At 43.1% G+C, this 25,682-nt stretch carries 28 protein-coding genes and 1 tRNA gene; 8 read left to right on the plus strand and 21 right to left on the minus strand.

Features of this window, described 5'->3' with window-relative positions; translation table 11 throughout:
* Window positions 1-99: 99 nt before the first annotated feature.
* Entirely contained in the window at window positions 100-729 is a 630-nt protein-coding gene (locus tag O3627_RS09480; RefSeq protein ID WP_125383314.1) for a DUF1361 domain-containing protein, read from the minus strand.
* A gap of 96 nt (window positions 730-825) precedes the next feature.
* Between O3627_RS09480 and O3627_RS09485 the strand changes: the two genes are divergently transcribed.
* The 6 genes from O3627_RS09485 to O3627_RS09510 all read left to right on the plus strand — a co-directional run bounded on the left by O3627_RS09485 (window position 826) and on the right by O3627_RS09510 (window position 6,576).
* Window positions 826-1,638, plus strand: a complete 813-nt coding sequence (locus O3627_RS09485) for a Cof-type HAD-IIB family hydrolase (protein ID WP_125383316.1) — start codon at window positions 826-828, stop codon at window positions 1,636-1,638.
* A 217-nt stretch (window positions 1,639-1,855) separates the two neighbouring features.
* Window positions 1,856-2,875, plus strand: a complete 1,020-nt coding sequence (adhP, locus tag O3627_RS09490; RefSeq protein WP_002901354.1) for an alcohol dehydrogenase AdhP — start codon at window positions 1,856-1,858, stop codon at window positions 2,873-2,875.
* 461 nt (window positions 2,876-3,336) lie between these two features.
* Window positions 3,337-4,332 (plus strand): PTS sugar transporter subunit IIB, encoded by a 996-nt coding sequence (locus O3627_RS09495; RefSeq protein WP_002893577.1) that lies wholly within the window; start codon window positions 3,337-3,339, stop codon window positions 4,330-4,332.
* A gap of 44 nt (window positions 4,333-4,376) precedes the next feature.
* On the plus strand, window positions 4,377-5,183 hold the full coding sequence (locus O3627_RS09500) for a PTS mannose/fructose/sorbose transporter subunit IIC (RefSeq protein ID WP_048773513.1): 807 nt from the start codon (window positions 4,377-4,379) through the stop codon (window positions 5,181-5,183).
* Window positions 5,184-5,201: 18 nt separating this feature from the next.
* Window positions 5,202-6,143 (plus strand): PTS system mannose/fructose/sorbose family transporter subunit IID, encoded by a 942-nt coding sequence (locus O3627_RS09505; protein WP_002893579.1) that lies wholly within the window; start codon window positions 5,202-5,204, stop codon window positions 6,141-6,143.
* Between the two features lie 70 nt (window positions 6,144-6,213).
* Complete coding sequence (locus O3627_RS09510) at window positions 6,214-6,576, plus strand: DUF956 family protein (protein WP_002920098.1); 363 nt, start codon at window positions 6,214-6,216, stop codon at window positions 6,574-6,576.
* Window positions 6,577-6,763: 187 nt separating this feature from the next.
* Here O3627_RS09510 and O3627_RS09515 read toward each other — a convergent pair whose 3' ends face one another.
* From O3627_RS09515 to O3627_RS09525, 3 genes are read right to left on the minus strand one after another with little or no spacing between them, the layout of a single operon-like run.
* Window positions 6,764-7,396: a GNAT family N-acetyltransferase gene (locus O3627_RS09515; protein WP_048773509.1), complete on the minus strand. Its 633-nt coding sequence runs from the start codon at window positions 7,394-7,396 to the stop codon at window positions 6,764-6,766.
* 13 nt (window positions 7,397-7,409) lie between these two features.
* Window positions 7,410-7,988, minus strand: a complete 579-nt coding sequence (locus O3627_RS09520; RefSeq protein WP_002908909.1) for an NAD(P)H-dependent oxidoreductase — start codon at window positions 7,986-7,988, stop codon at window positions 7,410-7,412.
* Window positions 7,981-8,538 carry a TetR/AcrR family transcriptional regulator gene (locus O3627_RS09525; RefSeq protein WP_343092075.1) on the minus strand — a complete coding sequence of 186 codons (558 nt, stop codon included), beginning with the start codon at window positions 8,536-8,538 and terminating at the stop codon, window positions 7,981-7,983. The genes O3627_RS09520 and O3627_RS09525 overlap by 8 nt, the downstream gene beginning before the upstream one ends.
* A 310-nt stretch (window positions 8,539-8,848) precedes the next feature.
* On the opposite strand from O3627_RS09525, the gene serS reads away from it, so the two are divergent.
* Window positions 8,849-10,126, plus strand: coding sequence for a serine--tRNA ligase (gene serS, locus O3627_RS09530; RefSeq protein ID WP_343092074.1), 1,278 nt, complete (start codon window positions 8,849-8,851; stop codon window positions 10,124-10,126).
* A gap of 120 nt (window positions 10,127-10,246) precedes the next feature.
* Here serS and O3627_RS09535 read toward each other — a convergent pair whose 3' ends face one another.
* From O3627_RS09535 to O3627_RS09610, 16 genes are all read right to left on the minus strand, one after another.
* Window positions 10,247-11,164 (minus strand): TDT family transporter, encoded by a 918-nt coding sequence (locus O3627_RS09535; RefSeq protein WP_343092073.1) that lies wholly within the window; start codon window positions 11,162-11,164, stop codon window positions 10,247-10,249.
* A gap of 72 nt (window positions 11,165-11,236) precedes the next feature.
* A complete protein-coding gene (locus O3627_RS09540; RefSeq protein WP_011837452.1) occupies window positions 11,237-12,301 on the minus strand; it encodes an acyl-CoA dehydrogenase family protein in 1,065 nt (354 codons plus the stop codon).
* Between the two features lie 18 nt (window positions 12,302-12,319).
* A complete protein-coding gene (locus tag O3627_RS09545) occupies window positions 12,320-12,868 on the minus strand; it encodes a carboxymuconolactone decarboxylase family protein (protein ID WP_032908235.1) in 549 nt (182 codons plus the stop codon).
* 199 nt (window positions 12,869-13,067) lie between these two features.
* Window positions 13,068-13,838, minus strand: a complete 771-nt coding sequence (locus tag O3627_RS09550; RefSeq protein ID WP_011837453.1) for an acetyl-CoA carboxylase carboxyl transferase subunit alpha — start codon at window positions 13,836-13,838, stop codon at window positions 13,068-13,070.
* Window positions 13,835-14,698 (minus strand): acetyl-CoA carboxylase, carboxyltransferase subunit beta, encoded by an 864-nt coding sequence (gene accD / locus O3627_RS09555; RefSeq protein WP_002901174.1) that lies wholly within the window; start codon window positions 14,696-14,698, stop codon window positions 13,835-13,837. Before accD ends, O3627_RS09550 begins: the two co-directional genes overlap by 4 nt.
* Before the next feature lie 99 nt (window positions 14,699-14,797).
* A complete protein-coding gene (locus O3627_RS09560; protein WP_002901175.1) occupies window positions 14,798-16,165 on the minus strand; it encodes an acetyl-CoA carboxylase biotin carboxylase subunit in 1,368 nt (455 codons plus the stop codon).
* Window positions 16,166-16,183: 18 nt separating this feature from the next.
* Window positions 16,184-16,606, minus strand: a complete 423-nt coding sequence (gene fabZ, locus O3627_RS09565) for a 3-hydroxyacyl-ACP dehydratase FabZ (RefSeq protein ID WP_002922202.1) — start codon at window positions 16,604-16,606, stop codon at window positions 16,184-16,186.
* Window positions 16,603-17,091, minus strand: coding sequence for an acetyl-CoA carboxylase biotin carboxyl carrier protein (gene accB / locus O3627_RS09570; protein ID WP_011837454.1), 489 nt, complete (start codon window positions 17,089-17,091; stop codon window positions 16,603-16,605). Before accB ends, fabZ begins: the two co-directional genes overlap by 4 nt.
* A 6-nt stretch (window positions 17,092-17,097) precedes the next feature.
* Window positions 17,098-18,330, minus strand: a complete 1,233-nt coding sequence (gene fabF, locus O3627_RS09575; protein ID WP_125351628.1) for a beta-ketoacyl-ACP synthase II — start codon at window positions 18,328-18,330, stop codon at window positions 17,098-17,100.
* A 64-nt stretch (window positions 18,331-18,394) separates the two neighbouring features.
* Complete coding sequence (gene fabG, locus O3627_RS09580; RefSeq protein ID WP_002922206.1) at window positions 18,395-19,129, minus strand: 3-oxoacyl-[acyl-carrier-protein] reductase; 735 nt, start codon at window positions 19,127-19,129, stop codon at window positions 18,395-18,397.
* Window positions 19,130-19,141: 12 nt separating this feature from the next.
* Entirely contained in the window at window positions 19,142-20,062 is a 921-nt protein-coding gene (gene fabD / locus O3627_RS09585; RefSeq protein WP_124765620.1) for an ACP S-malonyltransferase, read from the minus strand.
* Window positions 20,055-21,029: an enoyl-[acyl-carrier-protein] reductase FabK gene (gene fabK / locus O3627_RS09590; RefSeq protein WP_002893610.1), complete on the minus strand. Its 975-nt coding sequence runs from the start codon at window positions 21,027-21,029 to the stop codon at window positions 20,055-20,057. Before fabK ends, fabD begins: the two co-directional genes overlap by 8 nt.
* 136 nt (window positions 21,030-21,165) lie before the next feature.
* Complete coding sequence (locus O3627_RS09595; protein ID WP_002893611.1) at window positions 21,166-21,390, minus strand: acyl carrier protein; 225 nt, start codon at window positions 21,388-21,390, stop codon at window positions 21,166-21,168.
* Between the two features lie 55 nt (window positions 21,391-21,445).
* Window positions 21,446-22,420 (minus strand): beta-ketoacyl-ACP synthase III, encoded by a 975-nt coding sequence (locus O3627_RS09600; protein WP_125383326.1) that lies wholly within the window; start codon window positions 22,418-22,420, stop codon window positions 21,446-21,448.
* A complete protein-coding gene (locus tag O3627_RS09605) occupies window positions 22,420-22,854 on the minus strand; it encodes a MarR family winged helix-turn-helix transcriptional regulator (RefSeq protein ID WP_002901186.1) in 435 nt (144 codons plus the stop codon). The genes O3627_RS09600 and O3627_RS09605 overlap by 1 nt, the downstream gene beginning before the upstream one ends.
* 141 nt (window positions 22,855-22,995) lie before the next feature.
* Window positions 22,996-23,787, minus strand: a complete 792-nt coding sequence (locus tag O3627_RS09610; protein ID WP_125383328.1) for an enoyl-CoA hydratase — start codon at window positions 23,785-23,787, stop codon at window positions 22,996-22,998.
* A 250-nt stretch (window positions 23,788-24,037) separates the two neighbouring features.
* Here O3627_RS09610 and O3627_RS09615 point away from each other — a divergent pair, with 250 nt between their 5' ends.
* Window positions 24,038-25,402, plus strand: a complete 1,365-nt coding sequence (locus tag O3627_RS09615) for an aspartate kinase (protein ID WP_002905272.1) — start codon at window positions 24,038-24,040, stop codon at window positions 25,400-25,402.
* A 202-nt stretch (window positions 25,403-25,604) separates the two neighbouring features.
* On the opposite strand, the gene O3627_RS09620 is transcribed toward O3627_RS09615, so the two are convergent.
* Window positions 25,605-25,678, minus strand: a tRNA-Asn gene (locus O3627_RS09620).
* Between the last annotated feature and the right edge of the window lie 4 nt (window positions 25,679-25,682).

Consider the following 25,682-nt stretch of genomic DNA (forward strand, 5'->3'; position numbering starts at 1 on the left):
ATAACAAAGAAAAGCAGATTTAAATCTGTTTATTTGCGAACGATATTTTAAATTATAATAAAAAACATTCACTTTTTCAAGATGAATGTCTCGCTATTCTTATTTTTTATTATCTTTCATCAGAAATACCAAACTCATAAACTGTAAAAAAGTAAAACCAAGAATGAAAGGCAGTCGATCAGGCTGCAAAGTTTGCAAAAGCTTCTGTATAACCAGCTGTGGATGAAGTAATAAATCCCAGCTATTGAGGCGATCATAACGTCCTATGTAGATAGCCAGACTGGACACAGCCGACAGAGCTGCCGTCAGCAATAGATCCAAATACCAGTTAAGCTTCCAACCTTCCTTGATGACATACCAGCTCTCCATACCACAGAAAATCCCGAATAAAATACTGGAAACAAAAGCTAAAAAGAGCAGAAAAACACTTGGCTTACTCCGAACATCTGCCACCCAAGTCATATGAATCAAATCAGTAATCATATAGAAAGTGTTGGGGAAGAAAAGCAACCACAACAGGAAAAGAAGAGGATAAGCCCACTTCTGCTTCTTGAATAAAAGCGTCAAGACAGCTGCATCATAGCTGATTAAGGCCAAGGTCATATTCCAGATGAGATAGGTTGGACCCCCATTTAGAGATTGGATATAGATAAAAAAGGCAATCATTAGAAAAAGAGCATGAATCATGAACGGTTTACGCATACGAAAAGCTCCTCCTTGCTGTGTCATAATTGTGACTGATTAGAGCACCATTATAACATAAGTCGTGTTATTTACACTGAATTCTGTTATAATAGTCTGTATTATCACTGAAAAGAGACTCACATGACAAAAAAAGTAATCGCTGTGGATTTGGACGGAACCTTGCTGGATTCTAACAGCAACCTGTCTGACTTCACCAAAGAAACCATCAAAAAAATTTCCCAAAAGGGCCACAAGGTCATTATCACAACAGGCCGTCCCTACCGCATGGCTTTGAAATATTATAAAGAATTAGAGCTCAATACGCCCATGATCAACTTCAACGGCTCTTTAACTCACATTCCAGAAAAGAAATGGGACTTTGAAAAATCGCTGACGCTGGATAAGTCCTTTCTGCTGGATATGGTTCAGCGCAAAGATGAGATTGAAGCGGATTTCATTGCTGGCGAATACCGCAATAAATTCTATATCACCAATCCCAACGAGGAAATCGCTGATCCCAAGCTCTTTGGCATCGATGCTTTCAAACCAGAAAACCAGTTTCAAGCTAATCTGGTAACGGAGAATCCTAACGCCATTCTCCTGCAGACGCGAGCAGCTGATAAATATGCTCTGGCAGAGGAAATGAATGCTTTTTACCAGCATGAACTTGCCATCAACTCTTGGGGCGGACCGCTCAACATTCTCGAGTGTGCTCCAAAAGGGGTCAATAAGGCCTTCGCCCTTCAATACCTGCTTAATGTTCTCAATGTAGATCGTAAAAATTTGATTGCCTTTGGCGATGAGCAAAATGATACTGAGATGCTGTCCTTTGCTGGCACCGGCTATGCCATGAAAAATGCCAATACTGACCTGCTGCCATACGCCGACCAGCAGTTGTCTTTGACTAACGACCAAGATGGCGTCGCCCACGAGCTAAACAAACTCTTTTTATAAAAGTAGACAATTAGGCAAACTCTGTTCGAGAGTTTGTCTTTTATTTTTTGTATTCTCTCGACCTCAATCATGCTCAAAAGCTTTAAAAATCGGAGCTTATCCGCAGTACCATAGTTTTAAAGGTTACTTTTACTTGAAATTGTAAGCGTTTGCCATTTGTTTGAGTTTGTGATATAATTAACATAATTGAAAACTAAATAACAGGAGGAAACTACTTATGAAAGCAGTTGTTGTAAATCCAGAAGGAACCAATGTCCAACTCATCGAAAATAAGGAACTTCGTCCTCTTGAAACAGGGGAAGCTCTCGTTGACATTGAATACTGCGGTGTCTGCCATACTGATCTGCACGTCGCGCATGGTGACTTTGGCAAGGTACCGGGTCGCGTTCTTGGCCATGAAGGTATCGGTATTGTCAAAGAAATCGCTCCAGATGTAAAAAACCTCAAAGTCGGAGACCGCGTCAGTGTAGCTTGGTTCTTTGAAGGCTGCGGCGCTTGTGAATACTGTACAACTGGACGCGAAACCCTTTGCCGTACTGTAAAAAATGCTGGTTATTCTGTTGACGGTGGGATGGCAGAGCAATGTATCGTAACAGCCGATTATGCTGTCAAAGTTCCTGAAGGACTGGATCCTGCTCAAGCTTCTTCTATCACTTGTGCCGGTGTAACGACCTACAAGGCTATCAAAGAAGCCCAGCTGCAACCAGGCCAATGGACAGTAATCTTTGGAGCAGGTGGATTGGGTAACCTAGCGGTTCAATATGCCAAGAAAGTCTTTAATGCCCATGTTGTCGCTGTTGATATCAACAATGATAAGCTAGCTTTGGCCAAAGAAGTAGGTGCTGATATCGTCATCAACGGCCATGAAGTTGAAGATGTCGCTGCTCTTATCCAAGAAAAAACTGGCGGTGCGCATTCTGCAGTAGTAACAGCCGTTTCTAAAGTTGCCTTCAACCAAGCTGTTGACTCTGTTCGTGCTGGCGGTCGGGTAGTTGCCGTTGGATTACCATCTGAAATGATGGATCTAAGCATTGTCAAAACCGTTTTAGATGGTATCCAAGTCATCGGTTCCCTCGTTGGAACACGCAAGGACTTGGAAGAAGCCTTCCAGTTTGGCGCTGAAGGTTTGGTAGTTCCTGTCGTTCAAAAACGCCCAGTTTCAGATGCAGTGGATGTCTTTGACGAAATGGAAGCGGGTACCATTCAGGGACGTATGGTACTTGACTTTACACACTAATCCTTTAAAGCATGCCAGTCCCAACATTTACCAAGCTCTTGGAAACGTATGATGGACAGACTTGATATTATTTAGAAACTTTTGCCATTATAGAGGGAGACTAAAGACATAAGATACGATTTTTTGTCTTTGGTCCTCCTCTTTCTTTTTTGATAAATAAACACTTTCTCAAACACGATTCTTTTCTTTCATTTCAAAAGTCTCTTTCATATTATTTCAACATTTTTTCATATATTAATCTGTTGTATTTTCTGTTTTCCTAATTTATTAAAACATTTCTATAGCTAAGGTTTGCTTATACCTATATTTATCAGGTGTTCAACAAATACTGACATTTTTGAAAGAAAAAGTCGTTTTTAGGAACAAACGCTTGCATTTTTCATGAAAACGTTTTATAATAAACTTGCCTTAAAGTTTTCTTAAAACTTAAGTCAAACATTTTATAAGGAGGAATGTCAATAATGAGTATCGGAATCATTATTGCTAGCCACGGTGAATTTGCTGCTGGTATTCATCAATCAGGTTCTATGATTTTCGGTGAGCAGGAAAAAGTACAAGTTGTAACTTTCATGCCCAACGAAGGACCAGATGATCTCTATGCAAAGTTCAATGACGCTGTGGCTTCGTTTGATGCGGACGATGAAGTGTTGGTCTTGGCTGACCTTTGGAGTGGCTCTCCATTCAACCAAGCTAGCCGTGTCATGGGTGAAAATCCAGACCGCAAGTTCGCTATCATTACAGGCTTGAACCTGCCTATGCTGATTCAAGCTTATACAGAAAGGATGATGGATGCCAATGCCGGCGTTGAGGCTGTAGTGGCCAACATCATCAAAGAAGCCAAGGAAGGAGTCAAAGCTCTGCCTGAAGAGCTGAACCCTGCTGCTGAAGAAGCAAATGCTCCTGCTGCAGCTGCTCCAGTTGCCCAAGCAGCAATCCCTGAAGGGACTGTAATCGGTGACGGCAAGCTCAAAATCAACCTTGCCCGGATCGACACACGCTTGCTACACGGTCAGGTAGCAACAGCTTGGACGCCAGATTCAAAAGCAGACCGTATTATCGTTGCTTCTGACTCAGTAGCTCAAGATGAACTTCGTAAAGAATTGATTAAGCAGGCTGCACCAGGTAATGTCAAAGCCAATGTAGTCCCAATCGACAAATTGATTGCTGTTTCAAAAGACCCTCGCTTTGGCAATACACATGCCTTGATTCTGTTTGAAACTCCTCAAGACGCCCTTCGTGCTGTTGAAGGCGGTGTGCCAATCAAGACCCTTAATGTTGGTTCCATGGCTCACTCAACTGGTAAAACAATGGTCAACAACGTACTTTCAATGGACAAGGAAGACGTTGCTACTTATGAAAAGCTGCGTGACCTTGGCGTTGAATTCGACGTACGTAAAGTACCAAATGACTCTAAAAAAGATTTGTTTGATTTGATTAAGAAAGCCAACGTGCAGTAAAATCAAACGTTTTGCTTTTATTAATTTACGAAAGGATTTAGAACATGTCTATTATTTCTATGGTTTTAGTAGTCTTTGTTGCCTTCTTAGCTGGTCTAGAAGGTATCTTGGACCAATTCCAATTCCACCAACCGCTGGTTGCTTGTACCTTGATTGGACTGGTAACTGGTAATTTGGCTGCCGGTGTTATGCTGGGTGGCTCTCTCCAGCTGATTGCTCTTGGCTGGGCTAATATCGGAGCTGCTGTAGCACCTGATGCTGCCCTCGCTTCTGTCGCCGCTGCTATTATTATGGTACTGGGTGGAGACTTCTCAAGCAAAGGAATCGCTGTAGCACAAGGTGTTGCTATTCCGCTTGCTGTTGCTGGTCTCTTCTTGACTATGATTGTCCGTACTTTGTCAGTTGGTTTGGTTCACGGTGCAGATGCTGCTGCGAAAAAAGGAGACATTAAAGGAGTTGAACGCGCTCACTTTATCGCTCTTTTCATGCAAGGAGCACGTATTGCTATCCCTGCTGCTCTTCTTTTGATGATTCCTGCTGAATCTGTTAAAGCTGCTCTTGAAGCTATGCCAGCTTGGCTATCAGAAGGTATGCAAATCGGTGGTGGTATGGTCGTAGCCGTTGGTTATGCCATGGTTATCAACATGATGGCAACTCGTGAAGTTTGGCCATTCTTCGCGATTGGTTTCGCTTTGGCTGCTGTCAGCGAACTCACTCTGATTGCTCTCGGTGCAATTGGTGTCGCTATTGCCCTCATCTACCTTGCCTTGTCTAAAAAAGGCGGAAATGGTGGTGGCGGAGCAACAGCTTCATCTAACGATCCAATCGGCGACATCCTAGAAGACTACTAAGAAAGGAGACACACTATCATGACAGAATTAAATACTGTAAAACCTGATGAGTCAGGAAAATTGACTCTTTCAAAGGCTGACCGTCAAAAAGTTTGGTGGCGTTCTACTTTCTTGCAAGGTTCTTGGAACTACGAACGTATGCAAAACTTGGGCTGGGCTTATTCACTAATACCAGCTATTAAGAAGCTTTATACTAAAAAAGAAGATCAAGCTGCTGCTCTTGAGCGTCACTTGGAATTCTTCAATACTCACCCATATGTAGCAGCTCCAATCATCGGAGTTACACTTGCGCTTGAAGAAGAAAAAGCAAATGGTGCAGCAATTGACGATGCGGCTATCCAAGGGGTTAAAATCGGTATGATGGGACCTCTGGCTGGTATCGGAGACCCTGTCTTCTGGTTCACAGTTCGTCCTATCCTTGGAGCACTTGGTGCATCTCTTGCTTTGACTGGAAATATCATTGGTCCACTTATCTTCTTCTTAGCTTGGAATGCTATCCGGATGGCTTTCCTCTGGTACACACAAGAATTGGGCTACAAGGCTGGTTCTGAAATCACTAAGGACATGTCTGGTGGTATCCTCCAAGACATTACCAAAGGTGCTTCAATCCTAGGTATGTTTATCTTGGCTGTTCTGGTTGAGCGCTGGGTATCTATTAAGTTTGTCTTTAATGTTTCATCTGTTAAGCTAGATGATAAAGCATATATCCATTGGGACAAATTATCTAGTGGCTATAAGGGTATCCAAGAAGCCTTTGCTCAAGTAGGTCAAGGACTATCTCAAACCCCTGAAAAAGTTACAACTTTCCAACAAAACTTGGATTCCTTGATTCCTGGTTTGATGGGACTGCTTCTAACTTTCGCTTGTATGTGGTTGCTTAAGAAGAAAGTGTCCCCTATCACGATCATCATCGCCCTCTTCGTAGTTGGTGTACTAGCTCACGTTGCTGGTTTGATGTAATCAAAAAGAAGGTTTCGACCTTCTTTTTATTGTGGTATAATAGCTATATTATTTAAAAGGGAGTTACTCTATGGCACAGTCACAAAACAAAACAGTTGAGTTTAATACCACTGGCGTATCCTATCTTGGATTAGGCGGAAAGGTTGGGAAATTTCTAATCGGCGAGACAGCTCTGGAGTTTTATGCTGATGCCAATGTAGAAGATTATATTCAGCTGCCTTGGACTAGCATCACTACTATCGGTGCTAATGTTTCTGGCAAAAAAGTCAGCCGCCACTTTGAAATCTGGACTGACAAAGGAAAGTTTCTCTTTGCCTCCAAAGACTCTGGTAAGATACTCAAAATTGCACGGGAGCATATCGGCAACGACAAGGTCGTTAGATTGCCGACCCTGTTACAAAAAATTGCTGGAATCTTTAAGAAGAAAAAATAGGGTTGGAAAAGTTTCAACCTTATTTTTTATATTTTCGACTAAGACAAAACCAGCTTGTACCACCAAAATGGAGCTAGCACAAAAAATTGGAAAGTGAATCAGTCTGAGAATGCACTCTTTCAGCTCCCTTGAAATGATGGGATGAAGTAAGCTGATATTATCAATGCAAGACCGCATCATTAGATCTTCAAAAAGTATAAACATCAGCTAATTTTTTCTCGAAAGTCCATGTCTTGACACCTTCAACTTCACGGACATCTAGCTGCTTAAATCCGTTCTTTTTGTAAAAACGACAGTTGCTTTCTGTATGAGTAATTAAAGTAATCCGCTGGCATTTTTCTTCTTTTGCAAGCAATTCAAGTCCCTTTGATATAAAAAGACCGCCAACTCCCTGTCCTTGATAATCAGGCAGCACACCCAGCAATTCAAGATAAAGAGTTGAAATACCCCTTTTTTTAGCTTCTTTACTGCCCTCCCCAAAGACTTTTTGAAAGGCTAAAAGCTGGGGAATATATTGCCACATCCTCCATGCTCCTGCCCGCAAAAAGGAAAGTATACCGACAGGATGGCTACCGAGCTTATGAATAGTAGCGACCGCCATAAGACGCCCGTCCACTTCAGCAAGTAGGCAAATATGATGACGCATCGCTGCCTTAACCATAACTGCATGCAATCTATTTAGAAAATCAATATAAGACTGGCTACTGCCAAAGAGAGGACGAAATTTTTCTCTGTAGATCTCATGCTCAGCAAAAGCAGCAGTTAAAACTGAGACCGCAGCAGCAAGATCCCTTTCATCTGCTCTTCTAAAACGAATCATGATAGCTACCTCTTCAAATCTTTTCCGATAGTTTTTCTAAAAAAGCCTGCCGTTTTTCAGCTGTAGACTGAGAAATATTCCCGAAGTTCAACCAACGGCGCTGTCTAGCACCGATAGACTTAAAAGTATGTCCCAACATGGCTTTCTTGATGACATCACCACAGAAATACTTAAGATAGAAAGTCGGTGCTGCAGAGGTAGTAATAGCCAATACCTCTTTAATATTGGTCAAACGACCAACTAACTGGCGAGTCTTCGTCTCCTCGTAAATCTTATTTTTCAAAAATACCTTATCTTCAAAGCCCTTGACAATAGCTGGCATATCCGCCCACCAGATAGGAAAAATCATGATAAGGCGGTCACAGGACGCAAGAGCTTCCTGATATTTTAAAACCAGCGGGTCTGATGCCTGCCCCTTATTAAAAAGCGCTAGCTCTTCCTTGGTATAGACAGGATTAAAACCATCCTCATAAAGATCAATCAGTTCATAGGTCTGACCTTTCTTCTCCAACAAGTCCTGAACCTGCTCTAAAATAGCATGGTTAAAGCTTTTATCATAGGGATGTGCATAAACAATGAGATTTTTAAACATGTTTGTAACCTCCTAGTAAATCATTGAACATTGAGCGATAGATTTCCTCATCAAAAGGCTCCAAGCCTTTAGCAATAAAATGACCATAGCCTGTGATGAAGGTATCCAGCTTGAGCAAGAGAATCTTTTTCTCTTTCTGACTCTCAATAGGCAGCCGATCCAGATAAGCCACCGTCTTGTTCCCGATTTCCAGAAGCTCACCTTTCCGGTAAGCCTCTGTCGCCACAGGGCTGAAAAAGAGAAAATCCATCATCTGACTGTTAGTTTCATATTCCGATAAAAGAAAGAGTCCTATCTGCCAAATGCAATCCAGAGGATCAGAGACTCCATCTAGATACTGCTCCTCTAAACGCTTAAGCTGCCTCTGGTTTTCCAAAAGACAGACCTGATAATAAAGATCCTCCTTATTCTCAAAAGCCTTGTAAAAAGCACCAGTCGTAACTCCCAGCAGAGATGCCAGTTTTCTCAAGGGGATATTCTGATAGCCATACTCTCTGATAAGCTGGCTTGCCTTCTCAATCATACGGTCGCGTGTTGTTTGTTTTACCATAAGAACTCCTTTGGATAACTACGTTACCTTTATTTAAAGATAACATAGTTATCTTTTTCTGTCAAGATTTTTCCTATCCTGGGATTTACATTTTCCGAAAAATCCTGTATAATAGTCGAAACGGATAAGTACTATTGGGCACTTTTCAGAAAGTCTGCGGTGGCTGTGAGCAGATAAGGAGAAAATAGGAAATTCTACCGTTAGTTTAAAAATGAATATTCAAGCAAGTGCACTTTTGTGAAGTTGGATGGAACCGCGGCCCTGCCGCTCCAACAGTTTCATAAAGCGCTTTTTATTTTTGGAGGTACCTATGTTAGATTTAAAACGCATCCGTACGGACTTTGATTCTGTTGCTAAAAAATTGGCTACGCGAGGTGTTGATGCTGCTACCCTTAACCAAATGAAAAGCATTGACAAAGAACGTCGGGATTTGTTAGTCAAGGTCGAAGAACTCAAGGCTGAGCGCAATACTGTCTCTGCTGAAATTGCTCAAGCTAAACGCAACAAAGAAAATGCTGATGACAAGATTGTTGCTATGCAAAAACTTTCTGCTGAAGTCAAGAACTTAGACGCAACCTTGGCTGAGCTAGACGCTAAGTTGACCGAGTTCACCACCACGTTGCCTAATATTCCGCACGAAAGTGTTCCTGTCGGAGCAGACGAGGAAGAAAACGTCGAAGTCCGTCGCTGGGGGACACCGCGCCAATTTGACTTTGAAGCCAAGGCTCACTGGGATTTGGGTGAAGATTTGGACATCCTGGACTGGGAGCGTGGGGCAAAAGTTACTGGTGCTCGCTTCCTCTTCTATAAGGGCTTGGGAGCAAGACTTGAGCGTGCTATCTACAATTTTATGCTGGATGAGCATGGCAAAGAAGGCTATACAGAAGTCATCACTCCCTATATGGTAAACCACGATTCCATGTTTGGCACTGGACAATATCCTAAGTTTAAAGAAGACACTTTCGAACTAGCTGACACTAACTTCGTTCTGATTCCGACTGCTGAAGTTCCGCTGACCAACTACTATCGAGACGAAATTCTAGACGGCAAAGAATTGCCAATCTACTTCACGGCTATGAGCCCATCATTCCGCTCTGAAGCGGGCTCTGCTGGCCGTGACACGCGCGGTCTCATCCGTCTGCACCAGTTCCACAAGGTTGAAATGGTCAAATTTGCTAAGCCAGAAGAATCTTATGAAGAGCTAGAAAAGATGACTGCCAACGCTGAAAACATCCTGCAAAAGTTGAATCTGCCTTACCGCGTTGTAGCACTCTGTACTGGAGATATGGGCTTCTCAGCTGCTAAGACCTACGACTTGGAAGTCTGGATTCCAGCACAAAACACCTACCGTGAAATCTCTAGCTGCTCTAACACAGAAGATTTCCAAGCTCGTCGAGCTCAAATCCGCTACCGTGACGAAGCAGATGGCAAGGTCAAACTCCTTCATACTCTCAACGGTTCTGGACTGGCTGTCGGACGCACAGTAGCAGCTATCTTAGAGAATTACCAAAACGAAGATGGTTCTGTAACTATCCCAGAGGTTCTGCGTCCATATATGGGTGGATTAGAAGTCATCGCGCCAAAATAAAAAGCAGATTATCCTGATACTTTGCCTGTATCATTAGGTCTAAATGCAGACTTATTTTGCTAAAATTAAAAAAATCCGAGTTCAACTCAGAGAAAATCAAAAACAGATTTTCAAAGAGTATCATCTCGGATTTTTTGTTATCTTTCTGGCTCGCAATGAGACTGTATAGTAAAAACAAACATAGAGGACAATTACGACGGCTAGCAGAGCTTCTGCATGACTTAGCCAAACAAGCCAGGTCCAACCTAGATAATCAAGTCCCAGTTTCAGGGCAAAAGCTGTATTGACAAGAGGAAAGGTCAAGGCTGACCAGCTAAGCTGAGGTCCCAGTCGGAAAATGCGAGGTAAGAGGCATAGGACCAAGAGATAAAAGGCCTGCGATAAGAGGAGCAGAAAGGCAACAAACCAACCTTCAGCATCAGAACCAGCCAAACGGATATAACTTCCCAGTAGGAGCGAAAAAGGCGCACAGTAAATGGCCCACTGCGGCTTTAAAGCATCAGGCAGCCTTTGTGACCGCCTAGCTCTGTAAAATAAGGGATAGAGAATCAAACTCAGTAGCAGAGCAAAAAACCAAGCCAAATAGCCTAAAAGCGGCTGATGGACTACACCCTGGGTCAAGCTTGCCATGGCCAATCCAACATATAGGACCGTCCAGCTCGGGGTCAAAGATAATCCCTCGGTCTTAAGCACATACTTCCAAGTAAAGATAGCTATTAGAAAAATATGCAGCAGCAAGGCCAAGTACCAAAGCAACTGGCTCATCCAAAGTAAACCAAGCTTGTTCAGATAAGCAGCTAAGAGCATACTAGCCATAGGATAAGTCGCAAAGCTCGATAAGAATGGGGCCTTTTGCAAATCTTGCCGATAGTCCGAAAATGACAGCACTAAAGCCAGTGTCAGATAAAGCCAAAGTATCAAAGCCAGACCATTCAAGAAGTGGAAAAAGATAGAATGGTAGTTCAGTAAAAGATTAGCCAAACCAAATAGGCCAAGAATCAACCCAGATAAGAGAATGGGCGGTCGTTTGCTGTTCACGAAGCAACTCCTTTATAGTAATGTCTTAAAACCCCTTTTCAATGATAATCAAACGTTTGTTTGTTATCATTTCTATGAAACTTCTAAAATATGCCGTAGCTGGACTGCACTCGGTGAGACAATGGGAAGAAAAGCTCCTTCGTTCCAACGGCGGATAAAGCCAGAAGTCGAATTACTCAAGTATCCTCTGCCTCCACTAGCCTGCAGCTCCAAGAGCAGACTTTGGGCTACCACATCAACTATATCAATTCGCAGCTGGAAGAGCTCCTTAGGACGTTCAACAAAATAGCCAGACTGGAGAAGACCTCTATAGAGCTGATCCTGGATTTCAGTCAGAGCAGCCACTTGCTCCTCCCACTCCTCTCTCAAAATAGAGCGGACTGACAGATTGGCTTCGACCTCCTCCAGAGACTTCTCTGCTAGGCCAAGAGCCAAACCAAACTGATAACCTAGAAAAGCTGGTCGATTTTCTGCCAAAAAGGCCTGGGCATTTTGAGCGAGAATCCATTCCTTTTGCAAAGGTACATGATTAAAGGTCAGGGCAGCTGTATTTCCCCCTTGCAAAGATACAAACTCTAAATCCGCTGAACGGGAGAAATTCTCTGCGTCAGATGGCACAGCCAGAACCAGCGGCTGGCGGCTCCCGTCTTCGAAACCGGCAACAAATATGCTGAGAAAGCGATCCGCGCAAGCATTGGTTACCCAAGGCAGACGTCCCTTGAGATAAAGCTGTCCATCTTCTTCCACAATAGAGACATTTAACTCCTCTAGGTCCGACAGGAATTTAACAGCATTAGACAGGGCTGTCGCACCTGCATATTCCCCTGACAGGAGCCCTTCCAAATAGTGGTCTCTAAAGTAGGGATTAGAAGACTTTAAAACGTTATCAATAAAGGTCCTTTGCCCCCAAGAGATAAATGAAGCGGTCAAAGAATGGTGAGCCAGCTCCTTGAGCACTTCAATCACATCGGTATCATTGCCACCTCGGCCTCCCAGCTCTTCTGGAACGCCAACCCGAAAGGCTCCTTCAGCAGCAATACGCTCAATCAGTTGGTTACCCGCTACACAGGATTCTTTGTCAATCTGATCAGCGTGATCATCCAACCAGTTGATAAACTCTTCTGAAAAAAATGTCATTTCCCTCCTCCTCAAAGACTAGGCATAAGGCTGCAATTCTGGATTAATTGGTGTATTGGCCAGATTATTGGCATAATTGCAAAGAGTCGCAAGGCTGACACCCAGAACTACATCCAGAGCATTCTCATACGTATAGCCCGCTTCTAGGAAGTCTGCCAAGGCTTCATCTCCGACCCGTCCCTTGGTATTAATGACAGCAATGGTAAATTTAGCAAGCGTATCTAGCTTCGGATCTGTATCAATCGGAGTACGATTGCGCAGAGCCTCCAAAAGATCATCATTCATTTGAATCTGCTTGATTGAAAAAGCTGTATGGCCCGCCACACAGAAAGCACAGCCATTGGTAACTGCAGCCGTAATCTGCACTACTTCACGCTCAGTTGGTGTCAGGCTGTTACGGCGATTGATAGCTCCAACCGTCCGATAAGTTTCCAAAGCAGTTGGCGCATTGGCCAAAAGTCCGATAAGATTAGGAATGTAGCCACCGTTATCTTTTTGAACAGTTTCCAGGACCTCTTTTACCTCAGCTGGTGCGGACTCAATCGTGTGGATAGTAAATTCTGACATATGAAACCTCATTTCTTTTAATTAGAAACTATCTTAACATAGGACCAATAGCTTGTATAATATATATTTTATATAAGTCCTATAAAGAGAATATAATGCGATTTTTCAAACTAAAATATATTACCCTCATGAGGTAGCTCCACATCAATTTCAAACAAGAATCCGAAACGAGAAAAAGAAGCCTTTTGGCTTCGATTTTTTAATATTTCCTGAATCGCTGGTAGCGATTTTCCAATAATTGCTCCAAAGGAAGCTGAGAGAGACTATCCAACTCAGCAGCAATTTCTTCTTTCACTGCAGCCAGTAATTCATGGTTGTTAAAGCCTCTTTCAGGAATAACCTTATCCACCACTTCCATCTGCAAGAGCTCATGTGAAGTAATTTTCATCAATTCTGCCGCTTCCATAGCGCGACTTCCGTCTTTCCAGAGGATAGAAGCAAAACCTTCCGGGCTGAGAACTGCATACATAGAGTTTTCCAGCATCCAGACCTTGTCTGCTACAGCCAAAGCCAAGGCTCCGCCTGAGCCACCTTCACCAATAATAATGGCAATAATCGGTACTTTGAGATTGCTCATTTCCATCAAATTACGGGCAATAGCTTCCCCTTGGCCTCGCTCCTCAGCACCGACACCAGGATAAGCACCTGCCGTATTGATGAAAGTTACCACGGGACGGCCAAATTTTTCCGCCTGCTTCATGAGACGCAGAGTCTTACGGTAGCCTTCCGGATGCGGCTGTCCAAAATTACGGCGCAGATTGTCTTGCAAATTGCGACCCTTTTGAATACCGACTACCGTTACAGGCTGACCGTTTAGCGTCCCTATACCGCCAATCACCGCACCGTCATCTCGAAAAGAGCGATCCCCATGCAGCTCGACGAAGTTTTCAAAAATTCCTTGTGCAAAATCCAGCGCAGTCAAACGAGCCTGATCACGCGCTTCTTTAATAATCCGAGTGATTTTTGTCATGCTTGACCTCCATGGAATGCTAATAAGGTAGCAAGTGTATCTCTCATGTCACCACGCTTGACGATGGCATCTACAAAACCATGCTCCATGAGAAATTCAGCCTTTTGAAAATCATCTGGCAGCTTCTCACGAACAGTGGATTCAATAACCCGACGCCCGGCAAATCCAACCAAAGCCTGTGTTTCAGCCAGAATAATATCGCCTTCCATGGCAAAAGAGGCTGTGACACCGCCAGTTGTCGGATCTGTCAAGACAGTCAAATAGAAGAGTCCCGCAGCAGAGTGCCGCTGAACAGCCGCAGAGACCTTAGCCATCTGCATCAAGCTCATAATGCCCTCTTGCATCCGGGCACCGCCAGAAGCCGTAAACAGAACGACTGGCAATTTATGCTCTGTCGCATACTCAAAGAGACGGGTAATCTTTTCACCCACTACTGTCCCCATAGATGCCATGATAAAGTTCGAATCCATGATTCCAAGAGCCGTTTTATGTCCCTTGATACTAGCTGTTCCAGTCAGAACCGCCTCGTCTAAGCCTGTCTTCTCTCGGGTAAGAGCCAATTTTTCTTGATAATTAGGGAAGTTCAGAGGATCCTTGGTTTCAATTCCAGTGAACATCTCCTCAAAACTGTTCTCATCCACAGTTAGATTTAAGCGCTCATGAGCAGAAATACGGAAATTATAGCCACAGTTAGGACATACACTGTCATTTCCAAGATCTTTTTGGTAAATGGTATGCTTACAACCTGGGCATTTCGAAAAGAGTTCGTCTGGTACCTCAGGCTTTGCTTGAGGCTTTTCCCGACTCGCTCGATTAGGATTGATACGGATATATTTATCCTTCTTTGAAAACAAAGCCATCGTTTACGTCTTCTCCTTTTCAAGATTTTATACTCAGGCACATCAAACTGCAAGAGTCACTGTCTTTCGAGTTTGCAGAGTAGCTCTTATATGTCGTATCTATTGTTTCTCTTGATAAGCCGGAAGGAACTTCTCCATGAGAAAGGCTGTGTCATAATCACCAGCAATTACATTAGGATCTGAGATTAAGTCCAGTTGGAAGCCGCTGTTGGTCACAACACCGTCAATTTCTAGTTCATAGAGTGCACGTTGCATCTTCATCAGAGCATCGAAGCGATTTTCCCCATGAACAATTATCTTCGCAATCATGCTATCGTAGTAAGGCGGGATGGTATAGCCAGGATAGACGGCTGAATCCACGCGCAGACCCACTCCACCGCTTGGCAGATAAACATTTGAAATCTTACCTGGACTCGGTGCAAAGTTAAAGGCTGGATTTTCAGCATTGATCCGACACTCAATCGCATGCCCTCGGATTTCAACATCATCCTGACTGAAGGACAGCTCTTGACCGTTTGCAATCTTAATCTGCTCTTTTACAATATCCACACCGGTAACAAACTCGGTGACTGGATGCTCAACCTGCACCCGAGTGTTCATCTCCATAAAGTAGAATTCACCCTTGGCTTCATCAAGCAGAAACTCAATCGTTCCAGCATTTTCATAGCCGACAGACTGAGCAGCCCGAACGGCTGCTTCACCAATCTGCTGACGTAGGGTTTTCCCAATCGCCACAGATGGACTTTCTTCCAGCACTTTCTGATTATTACGCTGCAAAGAGCAATCCCGCTCGCCCAAGTGGACCACATGCCCCTGCTGATCAGCCAAAATCTGCACTTCAATATGGCGCGCTGGATAGATTACTCGCTCCATATACATGGCACCATTACCAAAGGCCGCTTTGGCTTCGCTAGACGCAGACTCAAAGGCCGCTACTAAATCCTCAGCCTTTTCAACCTTACGAATGCCCTTGCCGCCGCCGCCAGCAGAAGCTTTAAGCATGACTGGATAACCAATCTTTTCGGCAACTTCCAAGGCTTCTTCAGAGGTATGAACTTCTCCATCAGAACCTGGGATGACCGGCACTTTCGCCTTAATCATCTGAGCCCGAGCATTAATCTTGTCCCCCATCAAGTCCATAACAGCACCTGAAGGTCCAATAAACTTAATGCCGACTTCTTCGCACATGGTCGCAAATTTAGAGTTTTCACTCAAAAAACCAAAACCAGGATGAATGGCTTCTGCACCTGTCAGAACAGCAGCAGACAGGACAGCGTTCATATTCAGATAAGAATCTGTGGACTTGGCTGGACCGATACAGACTGCCTCATCAGCCAATAGGGTATGGAGTGCTTCCTTGTCAGCCGTTGAATAAACAGCTACCGTATCAATTCCCAACTCGCGGGCTGCACGAATAATTCTGACCGCAATTTCCCCACGGTTAGCAATTAAAATTTTACGAAACATGGTGAAAGCTCCTTTTATCTACTGACCAATCGCAAAGGTCAAAGTACCGCTGGCTGCAAGTTTTCCATCAACTTCTGCTTTCGCCTCTACAACCGCAATCGTTCCGCGGCGCTTAACAAACTTAGCTGTCATAATCAACTGATCACCTGGTACAACTTGCTTCTTGAACTTAACCTTGTCCATGCCAGCGTAGAAGACCAGTTTGCCCTTATTTTCTTCTTTGGACAATTCCAGTACGCCGGCCGTTTGAGCCAGAGCTTCCATGATTAAGACACCTGGCATAACAGGATATTGAGGAAAATGTCCATTAAAGAAAGGCTCATTGACTGTCACATTTTTCAGAGCAACAATCTCATCTTCGCTAACTTCCAAAACACGATCCACCAAAAGCATTGGGTAGCGGTGCGGAAGTGCTTCTTTTATTGAATTAATATCAATCATTTGATGCGTACCAGCCCTTTCCCAAATTCAACCATTTCTTCATTCTGAACCAGAATTTCTGTAACCAGACCATCTTTCGGTGCTGGAACTTCATTCATGACCTTCATTGCTTCAATAATCATCAGGGTTTGACCTTTTTTAACTTGGTCTCCAACTGATACAAACGGCGGCTTGTCTGGACCAGCTGCTAAGTAAGCCACACCAACCAAAGGGCTTTCCACAACATCACCTTCAGCAGCAGGTGCCGGATCTTCTGAAGCTATTTCTGGCTCTGCAGACGGAGCTGCTTGAGGAGTTGGCTCAATCACAGGCGCACTTGCAGCCTGCAAAGGTACAGCAATTGGAGCAGCACTGGCTGTTGGAACTGCAGCCTGACCTTCATTCTTACTAAAAGTCAGCTCATCGCTCTGATTTTTGTAAGAAAACTCACGCAGACTAGACTTGTCAAACTGCGCCATTAAATCTTTAATTTCGTTGATATTCATAGGTTTTTAAGCCTCCCAGCGTTTAAAGGCAAGAACTGCATTGTGGCCGCCAAAGCCAAATGTATTGGAAATCGCATAAGGGATTTCCTGTTCCTTACCTTGACCGTAAATAACGTTGGCTTCAATATAGTCTGGCAGCTCTGTTGTACCAGCTGTTTTTGGTACATAGCTATGACGCATTGCTTCAATCGTCGCAATAGCCTCAACCGCGCCCGCTGCACCGAGTAAGTGTCCTGTAAAGGATTTAGTAGAGGACACCGCTACATCTTTACCAAAGACAGAAACAATGGCTCCGCTTTCGCCTTTTTCGTTAGCGGGGGTTGATGTGCCGTGAGCATTAACATAAGCTACATCTTTCGGCTCAATTTCAGCCTCTTCAACTGCCTGTTTGATAGCCTTGATAGCACCCAAACCTTCTGGATGCGGAGAAGTCATATGGTAAGCGTCACAAGTGTGGCCGTATCCTACCACCTCAGCCAGGATAGTAGCTCCGCGTTTCTCAGCATGTTCCAAACTTTCCAGAACCAGCATACCAGAACCTTCACCCATGACAAAACCATTGCGGTCCTTGTCAAACGGAATAGAAGCACGCTTAGGATCTTCTGTCGTAGAAAGAGCTGTCAGAGCTTGGAAACCAGCAATCGCAAATGGTGTAATAGAAGCTTCTGAACCACCAACCAGCATCACATCTTGATAACCGAACTTAATTGAGCGGAAAGCTTCACCAATCGCATCGTTAGCTGAGGCACAAGCTGTATTGACAGACTTACAGATACCATTGGCTCCAAAGCGCATAGCCACATTTCCTGCCCCCATATTTGGCAGGGCTTTTGGCAAGGTCAAAGGTTTGATACGTTTAGGACCTTTTTCATGCAAGCGAACAACCTGTTCTTCAATTTCCTGAATCCCGCCGATACCTGAAGCCACGATGACACCAAAGCGATCCTTATCCAACGCTTCTACATCTAAGTGAGCATTGTTGACCGCTTCTTGAGAGGCATAAATCGCATAAAGTGTATAATTGTCATAACGGTTGGTATCCTTTTTGACAAAGTATTTATCAAAAGGGAAATCCTGAATTTCCGCCGCATTGTGAACACTGTATTCACTATGATCAAATTTAGTAATTGGACCGATTCCAATATTGCCTTCTTTTAAATTATTCCAGAATTCTTCTGGAGTATTGCCGATAGGTGAAGTTAAACCGTATCCTGTTACAACAACTCGATTAAGTTTCATATTGAGCTCCTTTATTTAGATGAATCAACTGATTTTCTACTCGTTATTATTCAAAAATTGTGACTTACTGCATAGTAAAGCCGCCATCAATCGTGATGACTTGACCCGTCAGATATTCTTGACCCGCCAAAAAGAGAGCAACATCTGCTACTTCTTCCGGAGTACCAAAACGCTTCATCGGAATGAGTGCCAGAGACGCCGCCTTTACTTTTTCTGGAAGTACATCTGTCATATCAGATGCGATAAAGCCAGGGGCAATGCAGTTCACACGGATATTACGCGCTGCCACTTCACGGGCTACTGACTTAGAAAAACCAATCAGACCGGCCTTGGAGGCTGCATAGTTTGCCTGACCGATATTTCCAGCTAAACCAACGACACTCGATAGGTTGATAATAGCACCCTGACGAGCTTTTGTCATCGGTTTCAGGACTGATTGTGTCATATTGAACGTTCCAGTCAGATTCACTTTCAACACCTGCTCAAAATCTTCTTCCGTCATTTTCAGCATGAGCTTATCACGAGTAATACCAGCATTATTGACCAATACATCAACAGACCCCAGAGCCGCAACAGCTTCTTCCACTATCCGCTGAGCATCCGCAGATTTAGACACATCCCCAATAACAGCTACGACTTTACCAGAATAGCCGGCAAATTCAGCCAAAATATCATCAGAAATCCCGCTTAGTCCGTTTAAAATAACATTGGCTCCGACACTGGCAAATTTATGCGCAATTGCCAGCCCAATCCCACGAGCGGACCCTGTAATTAACACATTCTTGTTTTGTAATTCCATGATGATTCCTCATTATTTTTCTAGAAGAGCATTCAAACTTTCTACATCTTCAACTTGGCGTACATCCGCAGACCTATCAATTTTCTTAATAAAACCAGACAGAACTTTGCCAGGACCGATTTCGATAAATTCAGTCACACCAGCTTCCTGCATCTTAGCAATGCTGTCATAAAAGCGCACTGGCTCCATTACCTGACGAGTCAAAAGCTCTTTGACTCGTTCTTTTTCCATCACAGTTGCTTCAGTATTTCCGACTAATGGCCGTACAAAATCTGAAAACTCAACTGTTTCCAAGACTTCTGCCAATCGTTCGCTGGCTGGCTTTAAAAGCGCCGTATGGAAAGGTCCGGATACATTGAGCGGGATTAAGCGCTTAACACCAGCATCTTTCAAAAGCTCTACAGCCTTATCTACCGCTGCGACTTCACCGCCAATAACAATCTGACTAGGCGTATTATAGTTAGCTGGTGAGACTACACCAATAGCGCTTGCTTCTTGACAGACCTCTTCAATGAGAGAAACCTCAGCATTTAAAACTGCGACCATTTTCCCAGAGCCAGCTGGAGCAGCCTCTTCCATGAAGCTACCGCGCTTAGCAACCAAGGCCACTGCAGTCTTAAAATCAAGAGCGCCCGCAGCCACCAAAGCAGAATATTCTCCAAGCGAGAGACCTGCTACCATATCAGGCTCGATTCCCTTATCAGCCAAGAGCCGATAAATAGCTACTGAAGTTGTTAAAATAGCCGGTTGCGTGTAGTGAGTTTGATTGAGCTTTTCTTCATCTTGATCGATCAAAGCTCGGACATCATAGCCTAGAACTTGGCTAGCTTCATCAAAAGTTAACCGCACAAGCTCATACTGATCATAAAGCTCACGCCCCATTCCAAGGTACTGCGCTCCCTGACCGGCAAAGAGAAAGGCTCTTTTAGTCATTTCTAGTTACTCCTGCCCAACGTTTTGCTTCCTGCTGAATCTTCTCAGCAGCACCATAGTAGATATCTTTGAGGATTTCTTCGACTGTTTCTTCCTTACTGATTAAACCAGCAATTTGACCAGACATGACGGAACCATTTTCCACATCTCCGCGAACAACCGCATTGGCCAAAGCACCAGCTCCAAGATTTTCAAAAACAGTCAAATCTGGATTTTCTTGCTTGAAGGCTTCTTTTTCCGCCTTTTCGAAATCACGCGTTAGCTTATTCTTGATAGCACGAACCGCATGGCCGAAATGCTGGGCAGAGATAGTCGTATCAATATCGCGAGCCTTCAAAATCATGTTCTTATAGTTTTGATGGGCATTGGATTCCTTAGCAACGACAAAGCGAGTTCCAACCTGAACGGCCTCGGCTCCCAGCATAAATCCAGCTGCAGCCCCAGAACCGTCCGCAATACCACCGGCAGCAATAACCGGAATGCTAACTGCTTCTGCAACCTGACGAACCAAGGACATGGTAGTCAATTTACCGATATGACCGCCGGCTTCCATACCTTCTGCAATGACCGCATCCGCACCGATTTTTTCCATCCGCTTAGCCAAGGCCACACTTGGCACAACTGGGATAACTGTAATCCCCGCTTCATGGAAACGAGCCATGTGTTTGCTTGGATTACCTGCACCAGTTGTTACTACTTTTACTCCCTCTTCAATGACGAGATCCACAATGTCGTCCGCAAAAGGAGACAGCAGCATGATATTAACACCGAAAGGACGGTCTGTTAAAGACTTAATCTTGTCAATATTAGCCTTTACCACTTCCTTAGGTGCATTTCCGCCACCGATGATACCAAGACCACCAGCTTTTGAAACTGCGCCAGCCAAGTCACCGTCAGCAACCCAGGCCATTCCGCCTTGGAAAATAGGGTAATCAATGTTCAATAATTCTGTAATACGTGTTTGCATAATACCTTCCTTTTATCATTGCTTAAGTAATAGCTTGATTTCAAACTACCACACGCTAGATGTATTTCCTTTACTTTGACAGTCAAACTATTACCTAAACAAGAGAGAATATCTTTCGATACTCTCAGTTACTTGCTTATTTAGTTTTTTCTTCTACATAAGCAACCAAATCACCAACTGTGTTCAAACCTTCTTCAGTTTCGATTTGGATGTCAAATGCATCTTCAATTTCTGAAATCACTTGGAACAAATCCAATGAATCTGCTTCAAGATCATCGAAAGTTGACTCAAGAGTAACTTCTGATGGCTCTTTGCCAAGTTCTTCAACGATAATTTCTTGTACTTTTTCAAATACTGCCATGGATAGACTCCTTTAAAAATAAAATATTTTTTATCATGTGTTTCCACTTGATTAACTAAATTGTAACAATAAGCGTGCCCCATGTCAAACCTCCACCGAAACCTGACATCAAAATTGTCTGATTTCCGTTCAGTTTAATCAGTCCTTGCTCGACACACTCAGATAATAAAATCGGGATGCTAGCAGCGCTAGTATTGCCATATTCCATCATATTGGCTGGAAGTTTCTCCCGCGCAACACCAAGCTTCTTAGCCATTTTATCCAAAATACGGATATTGGCCTGATGCAGCAACAGAAAATCCAAATCTTCCGCTGAAAGCTGACTGCTTTCAATGGTTTCCCTGATAGAACGAGCAACATCACGAATAGCAAAGTCGAAAATAGCTCTACCGTCCATTGTCAGATAAGGCTGATTCTCACCTTTTTCTGAAAAAGGTGAAGACAAACCGATTTTTCCACAGGTCAGACTATCTCCGCGAGATCCGTCCGTAAACTGACTTTCAGCTAAAAAATGCTGTTCTGAAGCACTTTCCAACAGTACACCGCCAGCGCCATCTCCAAAGAGAACCGCTGTTGAACGATCCGACCAATCTACAGTCTTAGAGAGCGTCTCACTTCCTATGACTAGACCTTTTTGATAACGGCCTGAAGAAATAAATTTTTCCCCAGTAGATAGTGCGAAGATAAAGCCACTGCAAGCTGCCGTCAAATCAAAGGCAAAGGCATTGTTAGCACCAATGTTTGCCTGTACTCTCGCAGCCGTTGAAGGCATTAAAGAATCCGGCGTAATGGTGGCAACAATGATAAAGTCAAGGTATTGAGCAGAAATCCCTGACTTTTGCAGCAAATTCTCTGCTACTTTTGTAGCTAAATCACTGGTCGTTTCATCTGACGATAAATGGCGGTTTTTAATCCCAGTTCGACTTGAAATCCACTCATCACTGGTATCCATAATCTTGGCTAGATCATCATTGCTGACAATCTGACGGGGAGCATAATGAGCCACCTGGCTAATCTTAGCATAGTTCATTATTTCAAATCCTCTAGGAAACTATATAAATTTTGCAGGCCCTTTTGCATCACTTGTCTCTCTTCTGGACTCATCCCATCCACTACCTGCATGACCATGCGGTTATGGAATCGCTTGTGAAGACGATACAAAAGCCGCCCATTCTTTGTCAAATTCAGATGTACCACACGACGGTCAACTTCCGACCGACGCCGCTCAATATAACCCTTACGTTCCAGATTATTCAAACTAGTCGTAACAGTCCCCAAGGTAACCATCAATTCTCGTGATATATCACTTGGAGTAGCATTTGGGGTTGTGCCAATGACATCTATTGTATGCATTTCCTTAATGGAGACATCGTTGAAGCGACTGCTTCTTAGGCTCGATTCTTCAATAACCAAGACATTATTGAAAATAGACGTTAAGTAATCATTTACTAACTGAAAATTCAAAACCAACCCTCCTTAAGAAAATACTTTGACAATCAAATTTTATCAGATAGAAAAGTAATTTGCAAGCTTTTTTGAAAATTAATTTGATTTTCAAATATTTTCGTAAACAACTTACAAATTAAGCAACCTTGAACCAATATATTATTTACCTGTGAAATTTGGACGACGCTTCTCAGAGTGTGCCCGAACTCCCTCTTTGAAATCTTCTGTGAAAGCCAGCGATTTCTGTAGTTCCAACTCTAGCTCTGCATACTCAGACCAGCCACTGAACAGACTCTTCCAAACCATTTCTTTCATTGCTCTGTAAGAATTTAGAGAGCCACGTTTCAGCTTTTTCAGCAACTGTTCCGTTGTTTTTTCCAACTTTTCTGCTTCACAGACTTTATAAAGCAAGCCGTAATCCAGAGCTTTCTCTGCAGTCAGAGCTTCCCCAGTCATAACCAGATGGGTCGCACGAGTCCCCCCGATAGCACGAGTCAGTAAGTAAAGACCGCCAGCATCTGGCGCCAGACCAACCCCAACAAAGGCCTGAATGAAGCGGGATTTTTCAGTGGCAATACAGAAATCTGCTGCAACGACCATATTAGCAGCCGCACCAGCAACAGGGCCATCAACACTCATGATAACCGGCTTAGGCAGACGTTTCATAGCAAAAGAAATATCGTTCACCAGTTCTGCGATTTTCACCAAGGATTGGACATCATCATCACTGACAGCTCTCTGCATCTCAGCCAAATCCCCGCCCACTGAAAAAACCTTACCATTTGCATTGATAACTAAAAATTTGACGGACTCATCCTTAGCAGCAAGTTCAATAGCCTCTAAAATTTCCTCACACATAGGAATATTAAAGCCATTTGAAACTTCAGGACGATTGAAAGTAATCGTTGCCACCTCATCTGCTACGTGATAGAGAATTCCATTAAATGTCATTTCAGCTCCATTCCCGACCCGATTTCAAATCAGCCGTTTTGTTTTATTCTTAAATAATTTGATATTCAAATTATAAACAACTTATATTTTATCATAAAATATAAAAGAAAGGAAATAAAAAATGGGAAAAATTAGATGGTCTTCAAATTTAAAGTGTAAAAGCAATATTATGGATAAAAATAGTATAAAAACAGTGTTTGAATAATTTTCAGAATTTTGTTATAATTTTTAAAATAAGATAGGAGAATCTATGAAAGTTGTAAAATTTGGCGGAAGTTCACTGGCTTCTGCGACTCAATTAGAAAAAGTTTTGAATATTGTCAAATCTGACCCTGAACGTCGATTTGTTGTAGTATCAGCGCCAGGAAAACGCCATGATGACGATATCAAAGTAACCGATGCTCTGATTAAATATTACCGAGAGTATATAGCAGGAAATGATGTCACACCAAACCAACAGTGGATTATTAATCGCTATGCAGATATGGTTGCAGAATTAGGTTTGAAGCCAAAAGTTCTGGAGAAAATTTCCAAAAGCATCACAAGCCTTGCAACTTTGCCAATTGAAGATAATGCATTTCTTTATGATACTTTCCTTGCAGCAGGAGAAAACAACAACGCTAAATTAATTGCAGCTTATTTCAGTCAAAATGGCGTTCCAGCTAATTATGTACATCCGAGAGAAGCAGGACTCGTCGTTTCCAGTGAACCTGGCAATGCAAGAATTCTCCCTTCTAGCTATGATAAGATTGAAGAACTCAACAATTCTGATGAAGTTCTAGTTATTCCTGGTTTCTTTGGTGTAACTCAAGATGGACAAATCTGTACATTTTCTCGCGGAGGTTCTGATATTACCGGCTCTATCATTGCTGCGGGAGTCAAAGCAGATGTTTATGAAAACTTTACTGATGTTGACGGAATCTTTGCTGCCCATCCCGGCATCGTTCACAAACCACATTCCATTCCTGAGCTAACCTATCGGGAAATGCGTGAATTGGCCTACGCTGGCTTTACAGTTCTCCATGATGAAGCTCTGCTTCCAGCTTACCGCGGCAAAATCCCGCTGGTTATTAAAAATACCAACAATCCAGAACATCCAGGTACTCAAATTGTCCATAAACACAGCAAGGACCATCTACCAGTCGTTGGAATTGCTGGAGATGCAGGCTTTGTCAGCATTAACATGTCCAAGTACCTGATGAATAGAGAAATCGGCTTTGGTAGACGCGTCCTTCAAATTCTCGAAGACCTGAATATTGGTTGGGAGCACATGCCTACAGGAATTGATGACCTCTCTATTATCTTGCGCGAGCGCGAATTAACTCCTATCAAAGAGGAAGAGATCCTTCGTCAGCTTGTTCAAAAAGCAGAGGTTGATCATGCAGAAATTGAACACGATCTTTCCATTATCATGATTGTCGGCGAAAAAATGAAGAGTCATATCGGGGTTACAGCCACTGCAACCAAAGCTCTTTCGGAAAACAACATCAACATTCAAATGATGTCCCAAGGTTCAAGCGAAGTATCCATCATGTTTGTTGTTGAAAAAAATCAAGAAAAAGCTGCCATTCGTGCACTTTACCGAGCTTTCTTTGAACCCCAAACTCTGGAGTAAGACCAGACCTAGAAACCATTTTTATCAAACAAACTCTAATGAAAAAAGCAGAAACTAGTCTCAGACAAACTTCTGCTTTTTTCATTCAATTATAAAGAATACAAAGTCAAGCTTTAGAATACACTAAAATAAGACTATAGAATACCTTGTCTCCAGTATATCCTATCACTAAAAATAAAAAGAGGTAAAAACCTCTTTGAAACTCCGCCAGTAGGACTCGAACCTACGACATCATGATTAACAGTCATGCGCTACTACCAACTGAGCTATGGCGGATAAC

This window comes from Streptococcus sp. 27098_8_82, from assembly GCF_041431615.1.
GTDB classification, from domain to species: Bacteria; Bacillota; Bacilli; order Lactobacillales; family Streptococcaceae; genus Streptococcus; species Streptococcus sanguinis_K.